This window comes from Pseudomonas sp. NBRC 111143, assembly GCF_001320965.1.
Lineage (GTDB): Bacteria > Pseudomonadota > Gammaproteobacteria > Pseudomonadales > Pseudomonadaceae > Aquipseudomonas > Aquipseudomonas machongensis.
This window is the reverse complement of the sequence record NZ_BCBT01000084.1, coordinates 1-18,810: the sequence shown is the minus strand read 5'-3', so window position 1 is coordinate 18,810 and position 18,810 is coordinate 1. Positions and strand designations below refer to the sequence as shown.

Here is an 18,810-nt window from a genome sequence, read left to right as displayed (position 1 = left end):
GTGATTGCCGGGCTGATCCTGGCCATCCCGCTGGGCATCGCCCGCTCCTCGCGCCACTGGTACGTACGCGCCCTGCCCTACGGTTATATCTTCTTCTTCCGCGGCACACCGCTGCTGGTGCAGTTGTTCCTGGTGTACTACGGCCTTGCGCAGTTCGACGCAGTGCGCAGCAGCTCACTGTGGCCGTACCTGCGCGATCCGTTCTGGTGCACCGTACTGACCATGACCCTGCACACCGCCGCCTACATCGCCGAGATCCTGCGCGGTGCGCTGCAGGCGATCCCCAAGGGCGAGATCGAGGCGGCGCGCGCGCTGGGCATGTCGCGGGGCAAAGCGCTGTTCTACATCATGCTGCCGCGCGCCGCGCGCATCGGCCTGCCGGCCTACAGCAACGAAGTGATCCTGATGCTCAAGGCCAGCGCCCTGGCCAGCACCGTGACCCTGCTGGAACTGACCGGCATGGCCCGCACGATCATCGCCCGCACCTACCTGCCGGTGGAGATATTCTTTGCCGCGGGCGTGTTCTACCTGTTGATTTCGTTCGTCCTGGTGCAGGGCTTCAAGCTGCTCGAGCGCTGGTTGCGCGTCGACGCCTGCCAGGGGCGGTGAGCTGAAACCGAGCTGACCTTTCGCGGGCAAGTCCGCTACCACAGCTGCCCTGCATGATTGGAGGGTTGTTGTAGGAGCGGGCTTGCCCGCGAAGGCCTCACCACCGACCACCCTCCATGCCCTCGACCCCATTCCTCCACCCCGACCAACTGAGCGCGCGCTTCCAGGCCCTGGACCAGTTCCTGCGCCAGCACGAATCCCTGTGGAAACCCCGCCCCTTCACCGCACTGCACCTGGAATGGGAATCCCGCTATCCCGAGCTCGCCCACTGGTTGCGCAACCGCACCCTGGAACAGGCCGAAGCCGCCGAGCATCACCTCGAACAGTTGCCAGCCCCCGCGCCTTTTCCGCAGCTCGCGCAGCAAGCCCTGCAACTGTCGAACGTCGGCGAACTGCCCCTGGCGCCACTGCCGCCGGGCGGCCACCGCCTGAACGTCCACGTCCCCGGTCGCAAGTGGCAGCAGATCGAAGCCTTCGGCAGCCACCTGAGCTTCAGCCAGCCCACCCACCACTGGCTGGACTGGTGCTCTGGCAAGGGCCATTTGGGCCGTCGCCTGCTGCAACCTGGCCAGCAGCTCACCTGCCTGGAATACGACGCCGCACTGGTCAGCGCCGGCCAAACCCTCAGCGACCATCACCACCTGCGCGTCAGCCACGTGCAGCAGGACGTGATGGCCAGCGAAAGCGCCCATCACCTGGATGTCGACAAGAGCGTGGTCGCCCTGCACGCCTGCGGCGACCTGCACGTACGCCTGCTGCAACTGGCCAGCGCCCGAGGCTGCCGGCAGATCGCCGTCGCCCCCTGCTGCTACAACCGCATCCAGGCCGAGCACTACCAGGCCCTGTCGGGCCCCGCGCAAGCCTCGCAGTTGCACCTGAGCATCACCGACCTGGGCCTGCCGCTGAGCGAAGCCGTCACCTCCAGCGCCCGCACCCGTCGCCAGCGCGACACCTCGATGGCCCGCCGCCTGGGCTTCGACCTGCTGCAACGCCAGCAACGACAGACCGACGAGTACCTGCCCACGCCCTCGTTGCCCACGGCCTGGCTGGAAAAGTCCTTCGAAGATTACTGCCGCGACCTCGCCGCATTGCGCGAAGTGCCTTTGAGCGGCAAACCCGACTGGATCGCCTTGGAGGCCGCTGGCTGGCAACGACTGGCGCAAGTGCGCAACCTCGAACTGCTGCGCAACCTGTTCCGTCGCCCGCTGGAGTTGTGGTTGGTACTCGATCGTGCGCTGTTTCTTCAGGAAAACGGCTACAACGTGCGCCTGGGAGTGTTCTGCGACTACCCACTGACACCCCGAAACCTGCTGCTGCTGGGCGAGCGAAACTAGCCGGACAACCTGTGGATAAGTCTGTGAACAAGCTTGTGATGAAATTCACGGTTTATTGGATCCACTGGCTATTTCAGGCGCTTCGCTTATTTCCTTCAGTAAGCGAACACCAGCAAAAACAGGCCTTTGCGCAAAGACCAACGGCGCAGCGCTTCGGCATGCCTTTCGCGCAGCACCTGCATGCCGGTTGTGCATAAGCCAAATCCCGGATCCGACGCAACCCCCTTGCAGCAACTGTCTTGTTCAAAATTTGAGGCCAGCCCAATTCCTGTGGGAGCAACTGTCTTGCTCAGAATCTAGAAACCAACCCAATCCCTGTGGGAGCGGGCTTGCCCCGCGAACACGGGCGTAGCCCGTGCCAGGCAACGCGGTGTCTTTTTCGCGGACAAACCCGCTCCCACACCTGATTCAAGATCCCACTGCGGCAAAGCGTCGCAAAAGCCATTAAATCAAAATAAATTATTGTATTACGATAATTTATCAAGAATAATCCGCCCCGTTCATCACTGTACGGAGGCACCCCATGAACAGTAGATCCGTCGCCTATGCGCGCTCCCGATTGCGCACCATCGGCGCCCTGGCCGCCCTTCTGGCCTGGACCACCGCTGCCGTCGAGTTCGGCGGCACGCCGCTGCTCTGGCTGCTCGACTACCCCACCATGGTTTCCGCCTACCTGCAGGCCTACGGCGACCAGATGCCGCTGCTCCTGGCCGAAGGCTACCAACCGTCTCACCTGGCGATCGGCCTGGTCTTCTTCCTCGACCTGATTCCCACCGCCATCTCGGCATTCGCCCTGCTGCTGACCGGCATCTTCTTCATGCGCCTGTCCAAGGGCCAGACCTGGACCCTGCCCAACATCCGCCTGCTCTGGTGGGTCGGCCTGCTGTGCATCGGCTCGCCGCTGCTCTGGTCGCTGATCGGCACCTTCGAGGGCCTGGCACTGGCCATCGACCTGCCTGCTGGCGAAAGGAGCTTCAGCGTGTCGATCGGTGTATCATCCGAGGCTGTCTACGAGATCATGAAAGGCATTCTGCTCTGCGCCTTCTCGCTGCTCATGCGTGACGCCAAGACCATCAGCGATGAACACAACTGTTATGTCTAGCCACCCCTTATGCCGATAATCATCCGCCTCGACGTCGTCATGGCCCGGAACAAGATCCGTTCCAAGGACCTGGCGGAAATCATCGGCATAACGGAAGCGAACCTGTCGCTGCTGAAGAACGGCAAGATCAAGGGCTTCAAGATCGAGACCCTCGAGAAGCTGTGTCGCGCGCTGAACTGCCAACCCGGCGACCTGCTGGAGTTCAGCGAGGAATGATCAAGGACTGCAACACCCATGTATTTGCCCCACAAAGGTTTACTCGCCGTACTGCTGGCCACCTGGCTGATCAGCGGCTGCGGCCCGAGTTACACGTATAGGTATTCGCCACCGCCCAGCGCGCATGGCATGAACTGCATAAACAGCTGCTCGAGCGAGCGCAGGCATTGCCAGCAACTGGAGCGTCTGGAAGAAAACAGCCAGCGCGCCCTGTACCAGGCCGAAATGCGCGCCTACCAGTACTGCAAGACCGGCAAGAGCAAGAAGGAAGCGCGTCACAACTGCTACCAGCCGAGCTACCCATTCGGCAGCTCGTCCAGCTACAGTTGCGGCCGCGATTACGACAGCTGCTACATGGCCTGCGGTGGCACCATCCAGCGCATTCGCAACCCAGATTGATAGATGAACGGATTTCGACACGTGAAATACACCACGCCTTTCACCCTTCTGGCCCTTGGCCTGGCCCTGAGCGGCTGCTCCAGCAGTAGCAGCAGCTACACCCCAAGGACTTCGAACCTGGACTGGGAAACCCCCGGCATGCAGCTCGGCGGCGACCGCGGCCTGCCCCTGCGAGTGGACGACCGCTGCCGCAAGCGCGGTTGCGACAACCACAAGCTGTTTTTCAACCCCGCAGAGCCTGAACCGAGCGTCAACACCATCCACCGCGGCTGGTAGGATTTTCTCCTTTGAGGGCGGCGACTTAGGCGATTTCGCGTTGAATGCAAGGAAGTGGTTTACAGCAGCCAACCGATCGCTATAATGACGCCCCTGTGCCGGTATAGCTCAGATGGTAGAGCAACTGACTTGTAATCAGTAGGTCCCGGGTTCGATTCCTGGTGCCGGCACCATTCAAATCAATGGATTACGTGCGTTTCTTGATGCTCATTCGAGTCCGCACGTACCAGCGCACGTACCAAGAGGTGTGAGCAAGCGCAGATCTGCGCGTCACCCTCGATCAGCCTCCCCCTAGGGGCGACCAACGTTTGATGTTGACCCATCGGAAAAAGGTTAGGTCGGTTAGTTTTCTGGCGAGCAGGCTGCATCCCCCTCCGTTTCTGTCTTCTAGAAGATCTCCTAAAGTTAGGTTTTGGTTAAGTAATGGTAATTTTCTAACCTTTACCTATAGTCAGTTTCAAGAAATTAAATCCCTTTAAAATCAGGAGCTTGAGAATAGCTAACCTCAATCCTAACCATTCCTAACCATCAAAAGTTAGCCCCCAGCCCCAGCAAATCCGGGCACCTCAGCCCTGACCAAGCCCCCGGAACGAAAACTAACCTTTTTCCCACGGCTCCCCCCAAAACGAGACGGCATAGCTCCCCCTTCGCCACCAAACCATCCTCTCCGCAGGGATTCGCAGAACTCTCACACACCTGATCATCCACCCCACCCCAGATACGGGGCGGCCTGGCCTTGCCTGCAGGGGCGCAGAAATTCCGACACGTTTAGCCCGCGGGCGTGGCGGGGGGACGATTGCGCGCGCCAAGGACCGGTTACCCAGGTGCTGACCAGGGGCAAAAAAGGTGCAATATCGTGTGATTTTGCTATCATCGCGAGGTCGAAGGTTCACCCGCGAATAAAGGAGGGGACATGACTGATACTATCCAGAATCTTTACAGTGCCCTCAGAGCACATGGCCTTCCGAAGACGGCCGTGCGAGCAGTCCTGCCATCCTGGTGGGAAGATGCTATTGCTGATACTCCTGCGGGACTTCAACAAGCCAAGCTGATTGTGGCCAAAGCGCTTAACCTCAAGATAAAACCTCTGGTCGAAGAGCCGCCTCGCGTGGAGTTCGATTTGCCGGAGATGCGTCGCTTCAAGCTAGTAAAGGGAACGACGGAGGACGACGTGCAGCTTGCCGTCGCCTTGGCACGTAGTGCTAGCAAGCTCGTTCTCTCCGCCTATGACCGTGAATTCGTACGTCCAGGATCGGCTGCGGAGGTGCGTCAGCAGATCCTTGCGAGTGGCAAGCCTTGGGTAGATCTCGAAGGCCTACTCAATTATTGCTGGCAAGCAGGCATTCCAGTTGTTCATCTGGCTTCCTCTTTGATGAAGCGAAAGATGGACGGTATCGCGATGGCCACTCGTGGTCGCCCGACAATCGTCTTGTCCTCACGTAAGGCTTGCGGCTACCTGTTGTTCCATCTGGCGCACGAACTGGGTCACGTTGCCCTCGGTCATCTGGATCCCAATGGGGCCATCGTTGACAACAGCATCCAAGAAGATGCCAACGGCAAAGACGATGCGGAACGAGCTGCAGACGATTATGCATTGGAACTGCTCACAGGTAATCAGCCGCGGCTTACTCTCACTGGCTTCTATAAAGCACCGGTACTTGCCCACATGGCAATCGAGTACGGCAAACAGCACTCGATTGATCCAACTCACGTGGTATTGAACAGCGCGCACAATGGCAATTTTTGGGCGCTATGCACCGCCACACTAAAAGTGATGAGCGGGGACAGAAAAGACCAAGATTTAGTCAACCGATTACTGCTAGAAAACGTAAAAGACGAACTCAAGGAAGATAGCCTTTCATTGCTAGGGACTTTAGTTGGTCTATAATGATTCTACTGTCGGATAATGATCTTGTTGTAAAACTTGCTCAATGCGACCTTATCGGAGAAGCGCTGGAATTACTGCGATCCAGCGCAAAAGACTGCTCTGTCTTGAACACCATAAGGTATAGCCTTCGGCTGAATGATCCCGAGAAAGCTATTGCCCGATACGTGGGAAGCGTTCAGGCGTATGAGCGAATCAACGAGCTGCTTGATTCCTGCCAGGTTCTTCCTGAAGCTCCGATTGATTTTGACTTGCTTGATCACTTGAATGAAATTCCAGAAATCGATCCGGGTGAGCAGGCACTGTTCATGCATGCTAAAGACCATCATGCACGATTAGTCGATTACCGGGTTCTCACTGGGGACAAGCGAGCCCTACGCGCCATTTGCAATTACGATAAGCCCGAGAATTTCGAGTTTTTAAGAACAAAAATCACTTGCTTAGAGTCTTGCATGATTGGTTTGGTTGATAACTACGGGTTCGGTCATATCAATCAAAAAATTTGTGCTGCAAAAGCGCAGGTAGTCGAATCTAAATATGACCAAGTGCTTCGTGCTGCATTTGGGGCTGGTAGAAGCCAAGAACACTGTGTGGAGTGCCTTCAGAGCTACTCCAACGATATCCGCTGGCTTCTGTAAAGAAGATTCCTGCGCCGTTACCCCCGTGCGGGTATTTCGAAGGGCGCGAATCGCACCACCTCCTCACCTAACCAGTCATTGACCTGGGCCAAACGTGTCTGGACCGGCTCCAGTTCGTTCATCGCCCAGATCTCCGTCGCCTCCTTGATCGACCCGAACCCGCCAGCGTTCTGGGGCACGATACCCATCAGTTGCGGCGGAATGCGTAGGGCCGCGAGCAGGTCATCCCGGCTGATGTTCTTGATCGCCCCGAAGTCATCCTTCGCCGCCACCTCGCTGATCGGCAGCAGCTGAATACCGTCCTTCTTCCCGTTGGGCGCGTACATGAACAGGTTGCGGAAATTGCCCGGCCCTTTGCTGTTCTTCATCGCATCGCGCAGGTCGTCGACAAACTTCTCGCTGTGAGCTGGATCGGTCATGTAGAGGATGAAGCCGGCGTGGCTGCCGTTCTGGTAGTACTTGCGCCGGAACAGAGTGGCGCTCTCGTTCAACAGCGCGCTCTGCAGCGCGGGCAACCACTCGGGCAGCCCGTAGATCTCCTGGTTGATGTCAGCCTCGCGCAGGTGGCAGATGCTGCCGGTCTTGAAGGCGTGCTCGTCTTTCCAGCCCCGCACCTGGTAGTAGGTCTCCAGGTCGAGCCCGCGACGCATGTACTTGGCCAGACACGGCTGCAGGCCCATGGCCTGGCCAAGCATGTTGTTGCGCTTCTCCAGGTACAGGTTCCCGCACCATCCCCAGTCCATGACGATCTGCTCGAATGCCTGCCGGCTCAGCAGCCGATGAGGGATGAAGCTGCGCACCAGCATATTGCGCTTGAACGTCAGCCCCGACTGCAGGTACACGCTGGCTTTGGTCGACCGGGCCAAACCATCCAGATTGATCGGTGGCTCGTACCAACGCCCGTTGGACCAGCATTCCAGATAGTCAAGGATCTCGCGGCCATCCAGCACCGGAACCGGCTCGCCGAATGTGAACGCCATCGACGCCCCACCGGCCCCTTTGACCAGTAGCTCGTCCTCGTGGGCCGGCTGCGCCAGTGCGCCACCGCGCTGGCGGCGCTTGTTCGACTTGCTCATGAGTAGATCTCCATAAAACCGGTATTGGCCGTGGTCTGGCCCTCCAGCGGCTCGTTTTGCAGTGCGTGAAAGAGTGCCCATGCCAGGTCGGCGTGGCCGGTGGCCTCGTTGCGGCCGGCGGTGTAGGTGAACTGTCGCCCGCCAGCGGTAATGGTCTTGCGGATGGCCATAAGTGACTGGGCGACGTCCGTCCAGCCGGCATCGAACTCCAATCGGCCTTTGCTGATCACGTCCACGGCCTTCATCACCAGGCGCGTCTTGACCTCGGGGCTGTAGGAGAACGTCCGCAGGCCGGGGAAGAACTGGCGCACCAGCTGCGCCACGGCGGCGCCCATACCCGTGGTATCGATGCCGATGTAGGTCACCCAGTAGCGCAGGGTCACCTTGCGGATGGTCTCGGCCTGGGCGTCGAAGTCCATTCCGCGAAACTGGTGCCGCTCCAGGATGCGGAACTTGCCGCCCGGTACCAGCGGTGGCGCTACCACGACGAGACCAGCGCTGTCGGTCGTTTCCGCCGGGTCATAACCGACCCAGACCTGGCGGTCTGCGAACGGTCTGGCCGCGAAGGGCTTGTAGTCGTCCCACACCGTCCAGCTGTCCACCATGCACGGCTGCAGCATCGCCAGCGGGAAAATGCTCGCCCCGTCGTCGACGAACTCACACATCAGCAGGTTCTGGAACGACGCAGCGTCGTACTCGATGCGCAGGTCGTCCAGGTCGAACAGGTCGCATCCACGCGCCTCGGCATCGTGGATGGTCACGATCTGGCGCCAGATCTTGTCCTCGCATAGTCGCCCTTGCTGCAGCGCTTCATGGCTCACGTCCAGCTTGATGTGCTGGGCGGTCGGCTTGCCCTTGTTCAGACGCTCGCCCGTCCACCAGGTGTACGCCGGGTGGGCCATGCTGCTCGGCGTCGAGAAATAGGTCTTGCGCCATTTCTTGTGCAGGGCCATGCCCGAGGCGACCTTGTTGATCTCCTTGAAGCCATGCACCCAGAAGAATTCGTCGAAGTAGAAGTTGCCGGACCGGCCCTGCGCCGTGCGGAAGTTGGTCCCCAGGAAGTGCAGCTCGGCGTTGTTCCACAGCACAATAGGGTCGCCGGTCAGCTTCACGCCCAGGACTTCGTTCAGGAAGGCCTGCATGTAGGTCTTGAACTGGTGGGCCTGGGCCTTGCTCGCCGACAGGAAGATCTGGTTGCGGCCGGTGGTGATCGCGTCGATCAGGGCCTCGCGGGCAAAGTAGAAGGTTGCGCCGATCTGACGGCTCTTGAGTACCATGCGGGTGCGTTGGTTGCCGGCGCGGTACCAATCCATCTGGTACTCGAAACAGCTGTCGCGGAACGCCTCGACCAGCGTCTCGATCTGCTGCTCGTCCAGCTCGTTGCGCACCGCCTGTTTTTTCGGCCCCTCGTTGCGCTTGGCGATGTTGGGGTTGAGGTCTGAGTCGGTCCCGCCGCCCTGGTAGCGCTGAATCCGCGCCTGGCGTTCCAACTGCCTGTGCAGCAGGTCGATCTCTTTGAAGTCCCCGCCGGTCTTGCCCTCCTTGAGGATCAGCTGCACCAGGCGCGCTTCCAGAGCACCGCCGATTCGCTCGACGTTGTCCGCCCGGTCCCACTCGTCGCGGGCCTTCCAGCTGTGGACGGTCTTCTCCTTCTCGCCCAGGAAATCGGCGATATCGGTGATGCGCCACCCGGTCCAGTACAGGAACTTGGCTTGGCGGCGCGCGTCGGTGGTGGGTTGGGCGATAGCGTTCATGGCGCCGATGCTGCCGTTCGCGCGCGCGATCCCCTACTGGCGCTGCCTGTAGCCTCCTGCCCTACAAACCCCGCGCATTGCTGCCGACCGGCGCGCTGCGGACCATGCCCTCAACGCAAGGCACACCGCCACCGCAACGAGGATTCCCGGCATGGCCGATAAAACCGACACCCCTGCAAAAAAACTCCGCTCCAAGTGGTTCCGGGTTGCCGTGGAAGGCGGCACCACGGATGGCCGGACCATCGAACGCTCCTGGATTGAGCAGATGGCCGCGCAGTACAGCCCCAACACCTACGGCGCCCGCATCAACTGCGAGCACATCAAGTGGGCGTGGCCGGGTGGCGAGTTCGGTGCCTACGGCGATGTGCTGGCCTGTAAGGCTGAAGAGGTCGAGATCGCAGGTGAGCAGCGGCTCGCGCTGTTCGCCCAGTTGCAACCCAACGATGCCCTGCTCGCCCTGAACGCCAAGAACCAGAAGATCTACACCTCGGTCGAGATCGATCCCAAGTTCGCCAAGACTGGCCAAGCCTATCTGGTTGGCCTGGCAATCACCGACACCCCGGCCAGCCTGGGCACCGAAGCCCTGCAGTTCAGCGCCCAACACGGCACCCTCACCGGCCGCAAGCAGAACAAAGACAACCTGTTCACCGCGGCTGAAGAGGTGCAACTCGAATTCGAGGAAGTGACCGACGGCCACAGCATGTTCGCAGCCCTGCGCGACAAGGTCGGTGGCCTCCTCAGCAAGGGCAAGGAAAAGGAAGGCAAGGACGCCGCCAACTTCGCCGCCCTGGGCGAGCTGATCGAGCAGCTCGCTACCCACGGCGCCGAGCAGGCCGAAGCGGTGACCAAAGGCCTGGCTGCGTTCACCGAGCTGGAGACGAAGTTCGCCAAGCTCAGTGCTGACCACGAAGCCCTGGTCAAGCGCCTGAGCAACACCCAGGACCACACCCAGAAGGATCGCCCATCGGTTCCCGGTGGCAGCGGTCGCGACCTTACCGACTGCTGATCGACAACGGATCAAGGAAACCCGGAGACCACCATGCGTAACGATACCCGCCTGCTTTACAACGAATACCTGGCCCAGATGGCCAAGCTCCACGGCGTGCCTGACGTCACGACCAAATTCGCCGCCAACCCGGCCGTGGCCCAGAAGCTCGAAAGCCGCATCCAGGAGTCCAGTCAGTTCCTGGGCATGATCAACAGCTACGGCGTCACCGAGCAGATGGGTGAAAAGATCGGCCTGGGTGTGGTCGGCAACATCGCCGGCACCACCGACACGGACCTCAAAGCCCGCGAGACCCGCGACCCTACCGGACTCGACGGCCGCGGTTACGTCTGTACTCAGACCAACTACGACACCCACCTCAAGTACCAGAAGCTCGACGCCTGGGCCAAATTCCCGGACTTCCAAGCCCGCATTCGTGACGCGATCATCAAGCTGATGGCGCTTAACCGCATCTGCGTCGGCTGGAACGGCATCAGCCGCGCAGCCACCTCCAACCCAGCAACCAACCCGCTGCTGCAGGACGTAAACATCGGCTGGCTGCAGAAAATGCGCCTGGAAAACGCCGCGCGCGTGATGAAGGAAGTAGTCGACGGCAGCGGCAAGATCGCCATCGGCGCCGGCAAGGACTTCGAGAACATCGACGCCCTGGTGTTCGCCATGGTCAACGAACTGATCGAGCCCTGGTACCAGGAGGACACCGAGCTGGTGGTGGTTTGCGGTCGCAAGATCCTGGCCGACAAGTACTTCCCGATCATCAACAAGCCCAATGCCCCGACCGAAATGTTGGCGGCCGACATCGTCACCAGCCAGAAGCGCATTGGCAACCTGCCGGCCGTGCGTGTCCCGCACTTCCCGGCCAACGGCCTGTTCGTAACCCGCCTGGACAACCTGTCGTACTACTGGCAGGAAGGCAGCCGCCGCAAGACCGTCGTCGATAACGCAGCCCGCGACCGCATCGAAAACTTCGAGTCGGTCAACGAGGCCTACGTCATCGAGGACCTGGGCTGCGCCGCGTTCGCCGAAAACATCGAGATCGCGTGAGGGATACCGCCATGACCAATCCCTGCCGACGCCACTTCCAGCGCGTGACCGCGGCCCAGGCCGCCGCGGCTACCGAACCTGAACAGACCATGGAAGGGGCTACCCAGTACGAACTGCACCTCGCCCAGCTCCACCAGGACCGACAGCGCCTGTCCGCAATCCAGTCGCGGGAAGGCAAAGGCAAGCTCAAGGTCGAGCTGCTGCCCGCCTACGAGCCCTATGTGGCGGGCGTGATCGAGGCCGGCCATGGCGCCCAGGACGACGTGCTGACCACCGTGATGATCTGGCGCTTCGACGCGGGCGACTGGGTGGGTGGCCTCGACGTTGCGGCCTACGTGCTGCAGCACGGGCTGAAGATGCCCGACCGCTTCGAGCGCTCCACCGGCTGCATCGTGGCCGAAGAGATCGCCGAGGCTGCGCTCAAAGCCCAGAAGACCGGCGAAACCTTCCCCATCGAGGTCCTGACCCGCACCGCCGAACTGACTGCCGAAGAGGACATGCCCGACGAGGCGCGCGCCAAGCTGATGCTGGCCCTCGGCAAGGCCACCCTCACCGGCCTGGACGAAGCCAACCCCGGCCAGCCAGGCCAGGTCCAGGCGGGTGTTGATCTGCTGCGCCGCGCCATCGAGCTGCATAGCAGCTGCGGCGGCAAGAAAGACCTGGAGCGCGCCGAGCGCCTCCTCAAGAAACACGCCGGCACTGCCGGTTAACCGAGCGTCCCACGCAACCCGGCGGCTCGGGACGGATCAGCGGCTTTCTCCTTGGCCAAGCTGTGAAGTCCCGACCACCGCCGACCTATTCCAGAGCAGGCGACCATGAGCGGATTCATCCCCGGCGGTACCGTACCCGGCGGTCACGTCAACAGCGATGCCTTCTGGCCGTCGATTGACCTGGACCAGATCCGCGAGACCCTGCGCATCGACTCCAGCGTCACCCCGGCCCGGCTCGAGACTGCCGTGATTGCCGCCGTGATCGCCGTGAACCGCGACCTGGTCGACTGGCGCACCAAGGCCCAGGCCAATGGCGCCGAGACGCTGGCCGACGTGCCCAGTACGCAGATCAATGGCCAATCCCAACAGGTGTACCTGTACCTGCGCGCCGTTGAGTGCGCGGCCGGCGCCGAAGTCTGCGAGCGGTACCGCGGCTACGACAGCAGCGGCAGCGGCAACAAGAACGCCGACGACACCATGCCGACAATCGACGACTACCGCCGCGACCAGCGTTGGGCCATCCGGGACTTCCTCGGCACCCCGCGCACTACCGTGGAGCTGCTGTGATGAACAAGCCCGAGATCATTGATTGGAATGAGATCTCCCAGCGCGGCCTGCTGGTCCGAATCAACCGGGAAATCATGCACCCGCTTGGCCTCGCCGTTTGCCGCGACCCGGCCACCGGCACTTCACCTGGCGCCGTGGTCAGCGAGGACGGCCCGTGGGTCTACCCGGACGACGTCGCGGCCGAGGAACCGAGGTAATGGCCGAGCAGCGCCGTACCCAGCAGCACGACACCGTCGACGCCCTGTGCTGGCGGCACTACGGCCGCACAGCCGGCGTGGTCGAGGCCGTGCTCGATGCCAACCCTGGCCTAGCCGATCACGGCGCCGAGCTCCCGGCCGGCCTGCTGGTCACCCTGCCCGAACTCCAGACGGCAGCCCCTGAACGACCGATGGTGAACCTATGGGACTGACCCGCGCGACCACCCAACCAAGGAAGGACCAACATGCCTGACCGTCCAGAAACCTGGGCCTTCTTGGCCTCCTGGCTCGAACACAACTGGCCCGGCCTGTATGCCGGGCTACTGGCGGCCCTCATTGCCGCGCTGCGGGTGATCTACGGCGGCGGGAAGATCCGCCAGTTGGTCATCGAAGCGCCGCTGTGCGGGTTCGTTGCCCTCTCGGCCAGCCACGGGCTGTCGCTGATCGGCATCCCACTTACCGCCGCGCCTTTCTTCGGCGGCCTGATCGGCCTGCTGGGCATCGAGTTTGTCCGGGCAGCCGCGAAGAAAACCTTCACCCGTAAGGAGAGGACCCTATGACCCTTCGCCACGGCGACCGCTCCCAGGCGGTCCGCGACCTGCAACGCAAGCTCAACTACCACGGCGCCAAGCTGTCGGCCGACGGGATCTACGGTGACGCCACCGAGGCCGCCGTCCGCACCTACCAGCTCAAGACGGGCCTGGTCTCCGACGGCGTGGCGGGTCCCAAGACGCTGGCCAGCCTGCTGGGCGCCGACACCCAGAAACTGCTGAAGCACGCCGACCTGGTGAAGGCCTCCGAACGCCTGGGCGTACCGGTGGCGGCCATCTACGCGCTAAACGAGGTCGAGTCGAAGGGGCGCGGATTCCTGGACAACGGCAAGCCGGTGATCCTGTTCGAGCGCCATGTCATGTACAAGCGCCTGAAGGGGCCTCGCGCCGTCGAACTCGCGCGTCTGAACCCTGCCCTGGTCAACCCGAAGCCCGGCGGATACATCGGCGGTACCGCCGAGCATCAGCGCCTGGCCCAGGCCCGCCAGCTCGATGACACTGCCGCTCTGGAGTCGGCCAGCTGGGGCGCCTTCCAGATCATGGGGTTTCACTGGGAGCGGCTGGGCTATGCCAACGTGCAGGACTTCGTTGATCACATGGCGCGCAGCGAGCCCGAACACCTGGAGGCCTTCGTCCGCTTCATCGAGACCGACCCCACCCTGCACAAGGCCCTGAAGGCCCTGAGATGGGCCAAGGTCGCCGAGCTGTACAACGGCGCCGACTACAAGCGCAACTTGTACGACGTGAAGCTGGAGCGCGCCTTCGAGCGGCACCAGGATCGCGCGCTGGCGGTAGCCTGATGGATCTGCGTAGCGGCTTGCTTGCTCTCGCCCTACTGGCGGCCGGCGCCGCCGCGCTGTGGGGTTGGGACCAGCAGCACCAGGTGACCACCGCCAAGGATGCCGGCAAGCGGCTGGCAGACCAGCTCGAACGCACGCAGCAAGACCGCGACCAGAATCTGGCGACGGCCAACCAACTGAAATCCGAACTGGCGAACGAGCGTGCCAGCCAGGCCAAGCTGCTTGCCCTGCAAGGCGAGCTGCGCCAGGGCCTGGCCCAGCGCGAGCGCATGATCGAGGCCCTCAAGCATGAAAAACAGCAACTTCGCGAATGGTCTGACCAGCCTCTGCCTGACGCTGCTCGCCGGCTGCGCGAGCGCCCCGCCCTCACCGGCGCCGACGCTTATCGTCAGTGGCTGTCCGGTAGTCGTCCCGTGCCAGCTGCCGGCGACGGCACCGACGCGCAACGGCCAGTTGCTCACTGACCAGGAGCGCACCGAACTGGCCTGGGCCGAGTGCGCCGCCCAGGTCGACCGTGTCTATCAGCACCAGGTGACCCATGAACAAACCCGATAGCCTGCGCGAACACCTGCTCGCCGCCGTCCCCGGCCTCGCTCGCAACCCTGAGCGGCTGCTGATGTTCATCGACAGCGGCAAGGTCCGTTGCACCGCGGCCGCCAGTTTGTCGTTCGAGTACGCCTACAGCCTGCAGATCATCCTGACCGATTTCGCAGGCCACCCCGACAGCGTGATGCTGCCGATTCTGGGGTGGCTGCGGATCAACCAGTCCGAGCTGCTGGTCAACCTCGACAAATCTGCCGATGGGCTTACCTTCGAAGCCGATCTACTGGACAGGAGCAAAGTCGACCTCAGCCTGACCTTGCCGCTAACGGAGCGGGTAGTGGTGAAGCGTATGGACGGTGGTGGCTTCGACGTGACCCACCCCGGCGAGCCGCAGTACGAACCATACGAAGGCCTCGGTGAGATGATCCTCTATGCCGGCGGAGAGCCGCTCGCGTCCTGGCAACCGCCTGTGGCGCCGGATGGCATGGCATTGGCTATGCCTCATCCGAAGGTCAAACCTCATGTCTGACCTGGACGCCCTTGAACAGTGGGTCAGCCCGCTCCTGCAGCGGCTTGAGCCAACCGCCAGAACCAAGCTGGCGCGAACCGTTGCCAAGGACCTGCGCAGAAGCCAGCAACAGCGCGTCATCGCTCAGCGCAACCCAGACGGCACCCCATATGCCCCGCGCAAGTCGCGGCAACTCAGGGGCAAGAAGGGCCGCGTGCGGCGCAAGCTGAAGATGTTCCAGAAGATGCGCACCGCCACCTACCTGAAAGCCCAGGGTGATGCCAAGGGTGCCTCGGTAGGGTTTGCTGGCCGGATCGCCAGGATAGCCAATATCCACCAGAGAGGCCTGAAAGACCGTGTAGCCCGCGGAGGTGCGGTTGTCCAATACGAGCAGCGGGAGCTGCTAGGGTTCACCGACGCCGAAATCGAACAGCTCAGGGATACCTTGCTGGCTCACCTAACCCTGTAATCCTCGCTCCTACAAGCCCACGCGAATGCACTCACGCGCGCGTGGCGCGACCATCGCCGGCATGAACATCGCCGACCTGAACCGCCTGCTGGAAAACCTGATCCGCTTTGGCACCATCGCCGAGGTGCAGCACAAGCCGCCTCGTGTGAAGGTCCGTACCGGAGGCAACCTGACGACCTGGCTGCCGTGGATGGCCTGGCGTGCTGGTGCAGACCAGGAATGGGACCCGCCCACCGTGAATGAACAGGTTCTGCTGCTCTCTCCAAGCGGGCAGATGGGCAACGGCGTCGTTTTCACCGGTCTGTTCAGCGACTCCATTCCCGCGAACGGCGACCGTCCAGGGCTGCACCGCCGGACTTACCGCGATGGCGCCGTGATCGAGTACGACAGCATTGCACACCACCTCAGCGCTGTGCTGCCCGAGGGAGGTACCACACACCTGACCAGCACGGGCGGCATTCATATCGTCGGCCCGATCACCCATGAAGGCGACTACACCCAGACCGGCAACCAGAACATCACTGGCAAAGTCACGGTGTCCATCGACGTCGTTGCGGCCGGCATCAGCCTGGTCAAGCACGTTCACGGCGGCGTTATGTCAGGCCCTGGCCAAACGGGGGTACCACAATGAACCGGCGCACGGGGGCTTCCCTGGGCAAGCTGGAACACATCGCCCAGTCCATCGAAGACATCCTCACCACCCGCCAGGGCACCCGCGTGGAGCGCCGCGAGTACGGCAGTCTGCTGCCCGAACTGGTTGACCAGCCGCTTAACCCCGCTACCCGTCTACGCCTCTACGCCGCGACCGCCATGGCGCTGATGCGCTGGGAGCCGCGGATTAGCCTGGCGCAGGTCGAGCTGGTGGTCGGCGACCTCAGCGGCCGCGCTGAACTGAGCCTGACCGGCGTCCTGGTCGACACCAACGAACCCTTCAACATCCGCACACCACTGCAGCTGGGGGGCAGTGCATGAATACCTTCCTGCCTATTGACCTCAGCCAGCTCCCTGCCCCAAAGGTGGTGGAGCAAATCGACTTCGAGCAGATCCTCGCCGAGCGCAAGGCTTATACCGTCAGCCTCTGGCCAGCAGATGAACAGGCCGAGATCGCCGCGCGCCTGGAGCTGGAGTCGGAACCGATCACCAAGCTGCTGCAGGAGAACGCCTACCGGGAAATGATCCTGCGGCAGCGGGTCAACGAGGCTTCGCTCGCCGTGATGCTCAGCTCGGCCGGCGGCAACGACCTGGACCAGGTCGCCGGCAACTTCAACGTCAAGCGCCTGGTCATCCAGACTGCCCAGCCACAGGCCGTGCCGCCCATTCCGCAGGTGCTGGAGAGCGACGAGGCGCTGCGGGAGCGTGCGCAGATGGCTTTCGAGGGCCTGAGCACCGCCGGGCCGCGTAATGCCTACATCTTCCACGCCCGCGCCGCTGACGGCAGGGTCGCGGACGCGACGGCGGACAGCCCGTCACCGGCTGTGGCAGTCGTCACCGTGCAGGCCGCACAAGGGGACGGTACTGCCAGCGAAGCCCTGCTCGCCACGGTGCGTAGCTACCTGAACGACGAGGATCGTCGCCCCGTGGCTGACCGCTTGATCGTCCAAGGTGCTGAAATCATCCCGTACCAGGTCAAGGCGAAACTGTTCCTGAAAACACTCGGCCCTGAAGCTGAGCCCATCCTCGACGCCGCTGAGCAAAAGCTGCTGGCTTTCGTCCACCAACGGCGCCGTCTGGGCATGCAGATATCTGAATCCGCCATCCATGCGGCGTTGCATGTCGAAGGTGTCCGCAAAGTCGAGCTTGAAGGCTGGTCGGATATCAACGCCACCCTTAGCCAGGCGCCTTACTGCACTGCAGTCGCAGTTGACCAGAGTAACGAGCCATGAGGCTGCTACCCGGTAACTCGACGCCGCTTGAGCGTCAGGCGGCCGAGGCAATGGCCCAGATCGAGCGGGTACCTGTACCCATGCGCGATCTGATCAATCCTGAGCGCTGCCCCATTGCGCTGTTGCCCTTCCTGGCCTGGGCGTTCTCCATCGACCGCTGGGACAGCGACTGGTCGGAGGCCGTCAAGCGTCGGGCGATCCGCTCATCGTACTTCGTGCACTCTCGCAAAGGCACCATCGGCGCCTTGCGTCGCGTGGTCGAACCGTTGGGCTACCTGATCGAGGTCGTGGAATGGTTTCAAACCGAGCCGAATGGCGTGCCCGGCACCTTCGCAATCAAAGTCGGGGTCAACGACGAGGGCATCAGCGACGAGACCTACCAAGAGCTGACTCGACTGATTGATGACGCCAAGCCACTCACCCGACACCTGACGGGACTCGCAATCAGCCTCGAAACAAGCGGCTCGATCTACATCAGCAGCGGCTTCTACGACGGTGACGAACTGGACATTTTCCCCCCTGCACCACGCGCTATCGATATCACCGGATCGATTGGTCGTGGCGGTCGCGATCACACGATAGACACAATGGACATTGCACATGGCTGACCAGAACACGCAGTTCTACGCCATCCTCACCAACGTGGGAGCGGCGAAACAGGCAAACGCGGATGCGCTGGGCATCCCTTGGAAAATCACCCAGCTCGGGGTCGGCGATGCCAACGGTATTGAACCGACCCCTAACGCAACCCAGACACGCCTGATCAATGAGTGGCGCCGCGCGCCACTGAACCAGCTCAAGGTGGACGAAAAGAACAACGCCATCATCGTGGCTGAGCAGGTAATCCCCGCCGAGGTCGGCGGCAAATGGATCAGGGAAATCGCACTGTACGACGCCGACGGGGACATGGTGGCAGTCGCGAATTGTCCGCCGACTTATAAACCACTGCTGAATCAAGGGTCTGGCCGCACGCAAGTGGTCCGGATGAATCTCCTGATCAGCAGCTCTTCGAATGTTGAGCTGAAGATCGACCCGTCTGTAGTGCTCGCAACCCGCGAATACGTTGACACACGTGTTATCGAGCGGATCAACATGCACGACGTCAAGCAATCGGTACGCGTTGCCACCACGGTAGCTATCGAGTTGATCGGACTCCAGCAGATTGACGGGGTGCAGTTGGCGGCGGGAGATAGGGTGCTCGTCAAAGACCAAACAGATGCAACGAAAAACTGGATTTACACCGCCG

General features: G+C 61.9%; 27 protein-coding genes, 1 tRNA gene and 1 pseudogene. 27 read left to right on the top strand and 2 right to left on the bottom strand.

Translation table 11 applies throughout. The features are described 5' to 3' along the window. The 10 genes from APH44_RS27870 to APH44_RS29955 all read left to right on the top strand — a co-directional run. On the top strand, positions 1–609 hold a 609-nt coding region (locus tag APH44_RS27870; RefSeq protein ID WP_054895540.1), incomplete at its 5' end, for an ABC transporter permease. A 116-nt stretch (positions 610–725) separates the two neighbouring features. Then, complete coding sequence (locus APH44_RS27865; RefSeq protein WP_054895539.1) at positions 726–1,943, top strand: methyltransferase; 1,218 nt, start codon at positions 726–728, stop codon at positions 1,941–1,943. Between the two features lie 23 nt (positions 1,944–1,966). Further along, positions 1,967–2,140 (top strand): hypothetical protein, encoded by a 174-nt coding sequence (locus tag APH44_RS29960; protein WP_156343811.1) that lies wholly within the window; start codon positions 1,967–1,969, stop codon positions 2,138–2,140. 326 nt (positions 2,141–2,466) lie between these two features. Continuing rightward, on the top strand, positions 2,467–3,045 hold the full coding sequence (locus APH44_RS27860) for a hypothetical protein (RefSeq protein WP_054895538.1): 579 nt from the start codon (positions 2,467–2,469) through the stop codon (positions 3,043–3,045). 9 nt (positions 3,046–3,054) lie between these two features. After that, a complete protein-coding gene (locus tag APH44_RS27855; protein WP_043211003.1) occupies positions 3,055–3,261 on the top strand; it encodes a helix-turn-helix transcriptional regulator in 207 nt (68 codons plus the stop codon). A gap of 18 nt (positions 3,262–3,279) precedes the next feature. Then, positions 3,280–3,660, top strand: coding sequence for a hypothetical protein (locus APH44_RS27850; RefSeq protein ID WP_054895537.1), 381 nt, complete (start codon positions 3,280–3,282; stop codon positions 3,658–3,660). Positions 3,661–3,681: 21 nt separating this feature from the next. After that, positions 3,682–3,936 (top strand): hypothetical protein, encoded by a 255-nt coding sequence (locus tag APH44_RS27845; RefSeq protein WP_226938352.1) that lies wholly within the window; start codon positions 3,682–3,684, stop codon positions 3,934–3,936. Positions 3,937–4,033: 97 nt separating this feature from the next. Further along, a tRNA-Thr gene (locus APH44_RS27840) sits at positions 4,034–4,109 on the top strand. 740 nt (positions 4,110–4,849) lie between these two features. Next, a complete protein-coding gene (locus APH44_RS27835; protein ID WP_054895535.1) occupies positions 4,850–5,824 on the top strand; it encodes an ImmA/IrrE family metallo-endopeptidase in 975 nt (324 codons plus the stop codon). Next, entirely contained in the window at positions 5,824–6,459 is a 636-nt protein-coding gene (locus tag APH44_RS29955; protein WP_156343810.1) for a hypothetical protein, read from the top strand. Before APH44_RS27835 ends, APH44_RS29955 begins: the two co-directional genes overlap by 1 nt. A gap of 17 nt (positions 6,460–6,476) precedes the next feature. Here the strand turns inward: APH44_RS29955 and APH44_RS27825 are convergent, their stop codons facing one another. Together APH44_RS27825 and APH44_RS27820 are read right to left on the bottom strand one after the other, a co-directional pair. Continuing rightward, entirely contained in the window at positions 6,477–7,535 is a 1,059-nt protein-coding gene (locus tag APH44_RS27825) for a phage portal protein (RefSeq protein ID WP_054895533.1), read from the bottom strand. Further along, on the bottom strand, positions 7,532–9,289 hold the full coding sequence (locus tag APH44_RS27820) for a terminase ATPase subunit family protein (RefSeq protein WP_054895532.1): 1,758 nt from the start codon (positions 9,287–9,289) through the stop codon (positions 7,532–7,534). Before APH44_RS27820 ends, APH44_RS27825 begins: the two co-directional genes overlap by 4 nt. Positions 9,290–9,440: 151 nt before the next feature. Here APH44_RS27820 and APH44_RS27815 point away from each other — a divergent pair, with 151 nt between their 5' ends. The 17 genes and pseudogenes from APH44_RS27815 to APH44_RS27740 form a co-directional block, all read left to right on the top strand. Continuing rightward, positions 9,441–10,295: a GPO family capsid scaffolding protein gene (locus APH44_RS27815; RefSeq protein ID WP_054895531.1), complete on the top strand. Its 855-nt coding sequence runs from the start codon at positions 9,441–9,443 to the stop codon at positions 10,293–10,295. Between the two features lie 33 nt (positions 10,296–10,328). Then, positions 10,329–11,336: a phage major capsid protein, P2 family gene (locus tag APH44_RS27810; RefSeq protein ID WP_054895530.1), complete on the top strand. Its 1,008-nt coding sequence runs from the start codon at positions 10,329–10,331 to the stop codon at positions 11,334–11,336. Between the two features lie 11 nt (positions 11,337–11,347). Next, positions 11,348–12,046 (top strand): terminase endonuclease subunit, encoded by a 699-nt coding sequence (locus APH44_RS27805; RefSeq protein WP_054895529.1) that lies wholly within the window; start codon positions 11,348–11,350, stop codon positions 12,044–12,046. A 105-nt stretch (positions 12,047–12,151) separates the two neighbouring features. Beyond that, positions 12,152–12,613: a head completion/stabilization protein gene (locus APH44_RS27800; RefSeq protein WP_054895528.1), complete on the top strand. Its 462-nt coding sequence runs from the start codon at positions 12,152–12,154 to the stop codon at positions 12,611–12,613. Beyond that, entirely contained in the window at positions 12,613–12,810 is a 198-nt protein-coding gene (locus APH44_RS27795; protein WP_054895527.1) for a hypothetical protein, read from the top strand. The genes APH44_RS27800 and APH44_RS27795 overlap by 1 nt, the downstream gene beginning before the upstream one ends. Beyond that, a complete protein-coding gene (locus tag APH44_RS27790; RefSeq protein ID WP_054895526.1) occupies positions 12,810–13,022 on the top strand; it encodes a tail protein X in 213 nt (70 codons plus the stop codon). The genes APH44_RS27795 and APH44_RS27790 overlap by 1 nt, the downstream gene beginning before the upstream one ends. Before the next feature lie 33 nt (positions 13,023–13,055). Next, positions 13,056–13,370, top strand: coding sequence for a phage holin, lambda family (locus APH44_RS27785; protein ID WP_054895525.1), 315 nt, complete (start codon positions 13,056–13,058; stop codon positions 13,368–13,370). After that, positions 13,367–14,161, top strand: coding sequence for an N-acetylmuramidase family protein (locus APH44_RS27780; RefSeq protein WP_054895524.1), 795 nt, complete (start codon positions 13,367–13,369; stop codon positions 14,159–14,161). The genes APH44_RS27785 and APH44_RS27780 overlap by 4 nt, the downstream gene beginning before the upstream one ends. Beyond that, positions 14,047–14,529: pseudogene (locus APH44_RS27775) on the top strand (hypothetical protein); the annotation flags it as partial. The gene APH44_RS27780 and the pseudogene APH44_RS27775, both read left to right, overlap by 115 nt. Continuing rightward, positions 14,450–14,716 carry an Rz1-like lysis system protein LysC gene (gene lysC, locus APH44_RS30255; protein WP_218187352.1) on the top strand — a complete coding sequence of 89 codons (267 nt, stop codon included), beginning with the start codon at positions 14,450–14,452 and terminating at the stop codon, positions 14,714–14,716. The pseudogene APH44_RS27775 and the gene lysC, both read left to right, overlap by 80 nt. Next, complete coding sequence (locus APH44_RS27770) at positions 14,700–15,233, top strand: phage tail protein (RefSeq protein ID WP_054895522.1); 534 nt, start codon at positions 14,700–14,702, stop codon at positions 15,231–15,233. The genes lysC and APH44_RS27770 overlap by 17 nt, the downstream gene beginning before the upstream one ends. Continuing rightward, positions 15,226–15,681, top strand: coding sequence for a phage virion morphogenesis protein (locus APH44_RS27765; protein WP_054895521.1), 456 nt, complete (start codon positions 15,226–15,228; stop codon positions 15,679–15,681). The genes APH44_RS27770 and APH44_RS27765 overlap by 8 nt, the downstream gene beginning before the upstream one ends. Before the next feature lie 25 nt (positions 15,682–15,706). After that, positions 15,707–16,312: a phage baseplate assembly protein V gene (locus tag APH44_RS27760; RefSeq protein ID WP_371105628.1), complete on the top strand. Its 606-nt coding sequence runs from the start codon at positions 15,707–15,709 to the stop codon at positions 16,310–16,312. Continuing rightward, a complete protein-coding gene (locus APH44_RS27755; RefSeq protein ID WP_054895520.1) occupies positions 16,309–16,653 on the top strand; it encodes a GPW/gp25 family protein in 345 nt (114 codons plus the stop codon). The genes APH44_RS27760 and APH44_RS27755 overlap by 4 nt, the downstream gene beginning before the upstream one ends. Further along, complete coding sequence (locus APH44_RS27750) at positions 16,650–17,564, top strand: baseplate J/gp47 family protein (RefSeq protein WP_054895519.1); 915 nt, start codon at positions 16,650–16,652, stop codon at positions 17,562–17,564. The genes APH44_RS27755 and APH44_RS27750 overlap by 4 nt, the downstream gene beginning before the upstream one ends. Then, entirely contained in the window at positions 17,561–18,172 is a 612-nt protein-coding gene (locus APH44_RS27745; protein WP_054895518.1) for a phage tail protein I, read from the top strand. Before APH44_RS27750 ends, APH44_RS27745 begins: the two co-directional genes overlap by 4 nt. Then, on the top strand, positions 18,165–18,810 hold a 646-nt coding region (locus tag APH44_RS27740), incomplete at its 3' end, for a phage tail protein (protein ID WP_177342488.1). The genes APH44_RS27745 and APH44_RS27740, both read left to right, overlap by 8 nt.

Bases quoted from the DNA above. Each gene is read 5' to 3' on its own strand.
- APH44_RS27750 (WP_054895519.1), top strand. From the start codon at position 16,650: ATGAATACCTTCCTGCCTATTGACCTCAGCCAGCTCCCTGCCCCAAAG.
- lysC (WP_218187352.1), top strand. From the start codon at position 14,450: ATGAAAAACAGCAACTTCGCGAATGGTCTGACCAGCCTCTGCCTGACG.
- APH44_RS27850 (WP_054895537.1), top strand. From the start codon at position 3,280: ATGTATTTGCCCCACAAAGGTTTACTCGCCGTACTGCTGGCCACCTGG.
- APH44_RS27765 (WP_054895521.1), top strand. From the start codon at position 15,226: ATGTCTGACCTGGACGCCCTTGAACAGTGGGTCAGCCCGCTCCTGCAG.
- APH44_RS27865 (WP_054895539.1), top strand. From the start codon at position 726: ATGCCCTCGACCCCATTCCTCCACCCCGACCAACTGAGCGCGCGCTTC.
- APH44_RS27780 (WP_054895524.1), top strand. From the start codon at position 13,367: ATGACCCTTCGCCACGGCGACCGCTCCCAGGCGGTCCGCGACCTGCAA.
- APH44_RS27795 (WP_054895527.1), top strand. From the start codon at position 12,613: ATGAACAAGCCCGAGATCATTGATTGGAATGAGATCTCCCAGCGCGGC.
- APH44_RS27805 (WP_054895529.1), top strand. From the start codon at position 11,348: ATGACCAATCCCTGCCGACGCCACTTCCAGCGCGTGACCGCGGCCCAG.
- APH44_RS27815 (WP_054895531.1), top strand. From the start codon at position 9,441: ATGGCCGATAAAACCGACACCCCTGCAAAAAAACTCCGCTCCAAGTGG.
- APH44_RS27835 (WP_054895535.1), top strand. From the start codon at position 4,850: ATGACTGATACTATCCAGAATCTTTACAGTGCCCTCAGAGCACATGGC.
- APH44_RS27790 (WP_054895526.1), top strand. From the start codon at position 12,810: ATGGCCGAGCAGCGCCGTACCCAGCAGCACGACACCGTCGACGCCCTG.
- APH44_RS27785 (WP_054895525.1), top strand. From the start codon at position 13,056: ATGCCTGACCGTCCAGAAACCTGGGCCTTCTTGGCCTCCTGGCTCGAA.
- APH44_RS27860 (WP_054895538.1), top strand. From the start codon at position 2,467: ATGAACAGTAGATCCGTCGCCTATGCGCGCTCCCGATTGCGCACCATC.
- APH44_RS27855 (WP_043211003.1), top strand. From the start codon at position 3,055: ATGCCGATAATCATCCGCCTCGACGTCGTCATGGCCCGGAACAAGATC.
- APH44_RS29955 (WP_156343810.1), top strand. From the start codon at position 5,824: ATGATTCTACTGTCGGATAATGATCTTGTTGTAAAACTTGCTCAATGC.
- APH44_RS27820 (WP_054895532.1), bottom strand. From the start codon at position 9,289: ATGAACGCTATCGCCCAACCCACCACCGACGCGCGCCGCCAAGCCAAG.
- APH44_RS27755 (WP_054895520.1), top strand. From the start codon at position 16,309: ATGAACCGGCGCACGGGGGCTTCCCTGGGCAAGCTGGAACACATCGCC.
- APH44_RS27770 (WP_054895522.1), top strand. From the start codon at position 14,700: ATGAACAAACCCGATAGCCTGCGCGAACACCTGCTCGCCGCCGTCCCC.
- APH44_RS27745 (WP_054895518.1), top strand. From the start codon at position 17,561: ATGAGGCTGCTACCCGGTAACTCGACGCCGCTTGAGCGTCAGGCGGCC.
- APH44_RS27760 (WP_371105628.1), top strand. From the start codon at position 15,707: ATGCACTCACGCGCGCGTGGCGCGACCATCGCCGGCATGAACATCGCC.
- APH44_RS27810 (WP_054895530.1), top strand. From the start codon at position 10,329: ATGCGTAACGATACCCGCCTGCTTTACAACGAATACCTGGCCCAGATG.
- APH44_RS27800 (WP_054895528.1), top strand. From the start codon at position 12,152: ATGAGCGGATTCATCCCCGGCGGTACCGTACCCGGCGGTCACGTCAAC.
- APH44_RS27825 (WP_054895533.1), bottom strand. From the start codon at position 7,535: ATGAGCAAGTCGAACAAGCGCCGCCAGCGCGGTGGCGCACTGGCGCAG.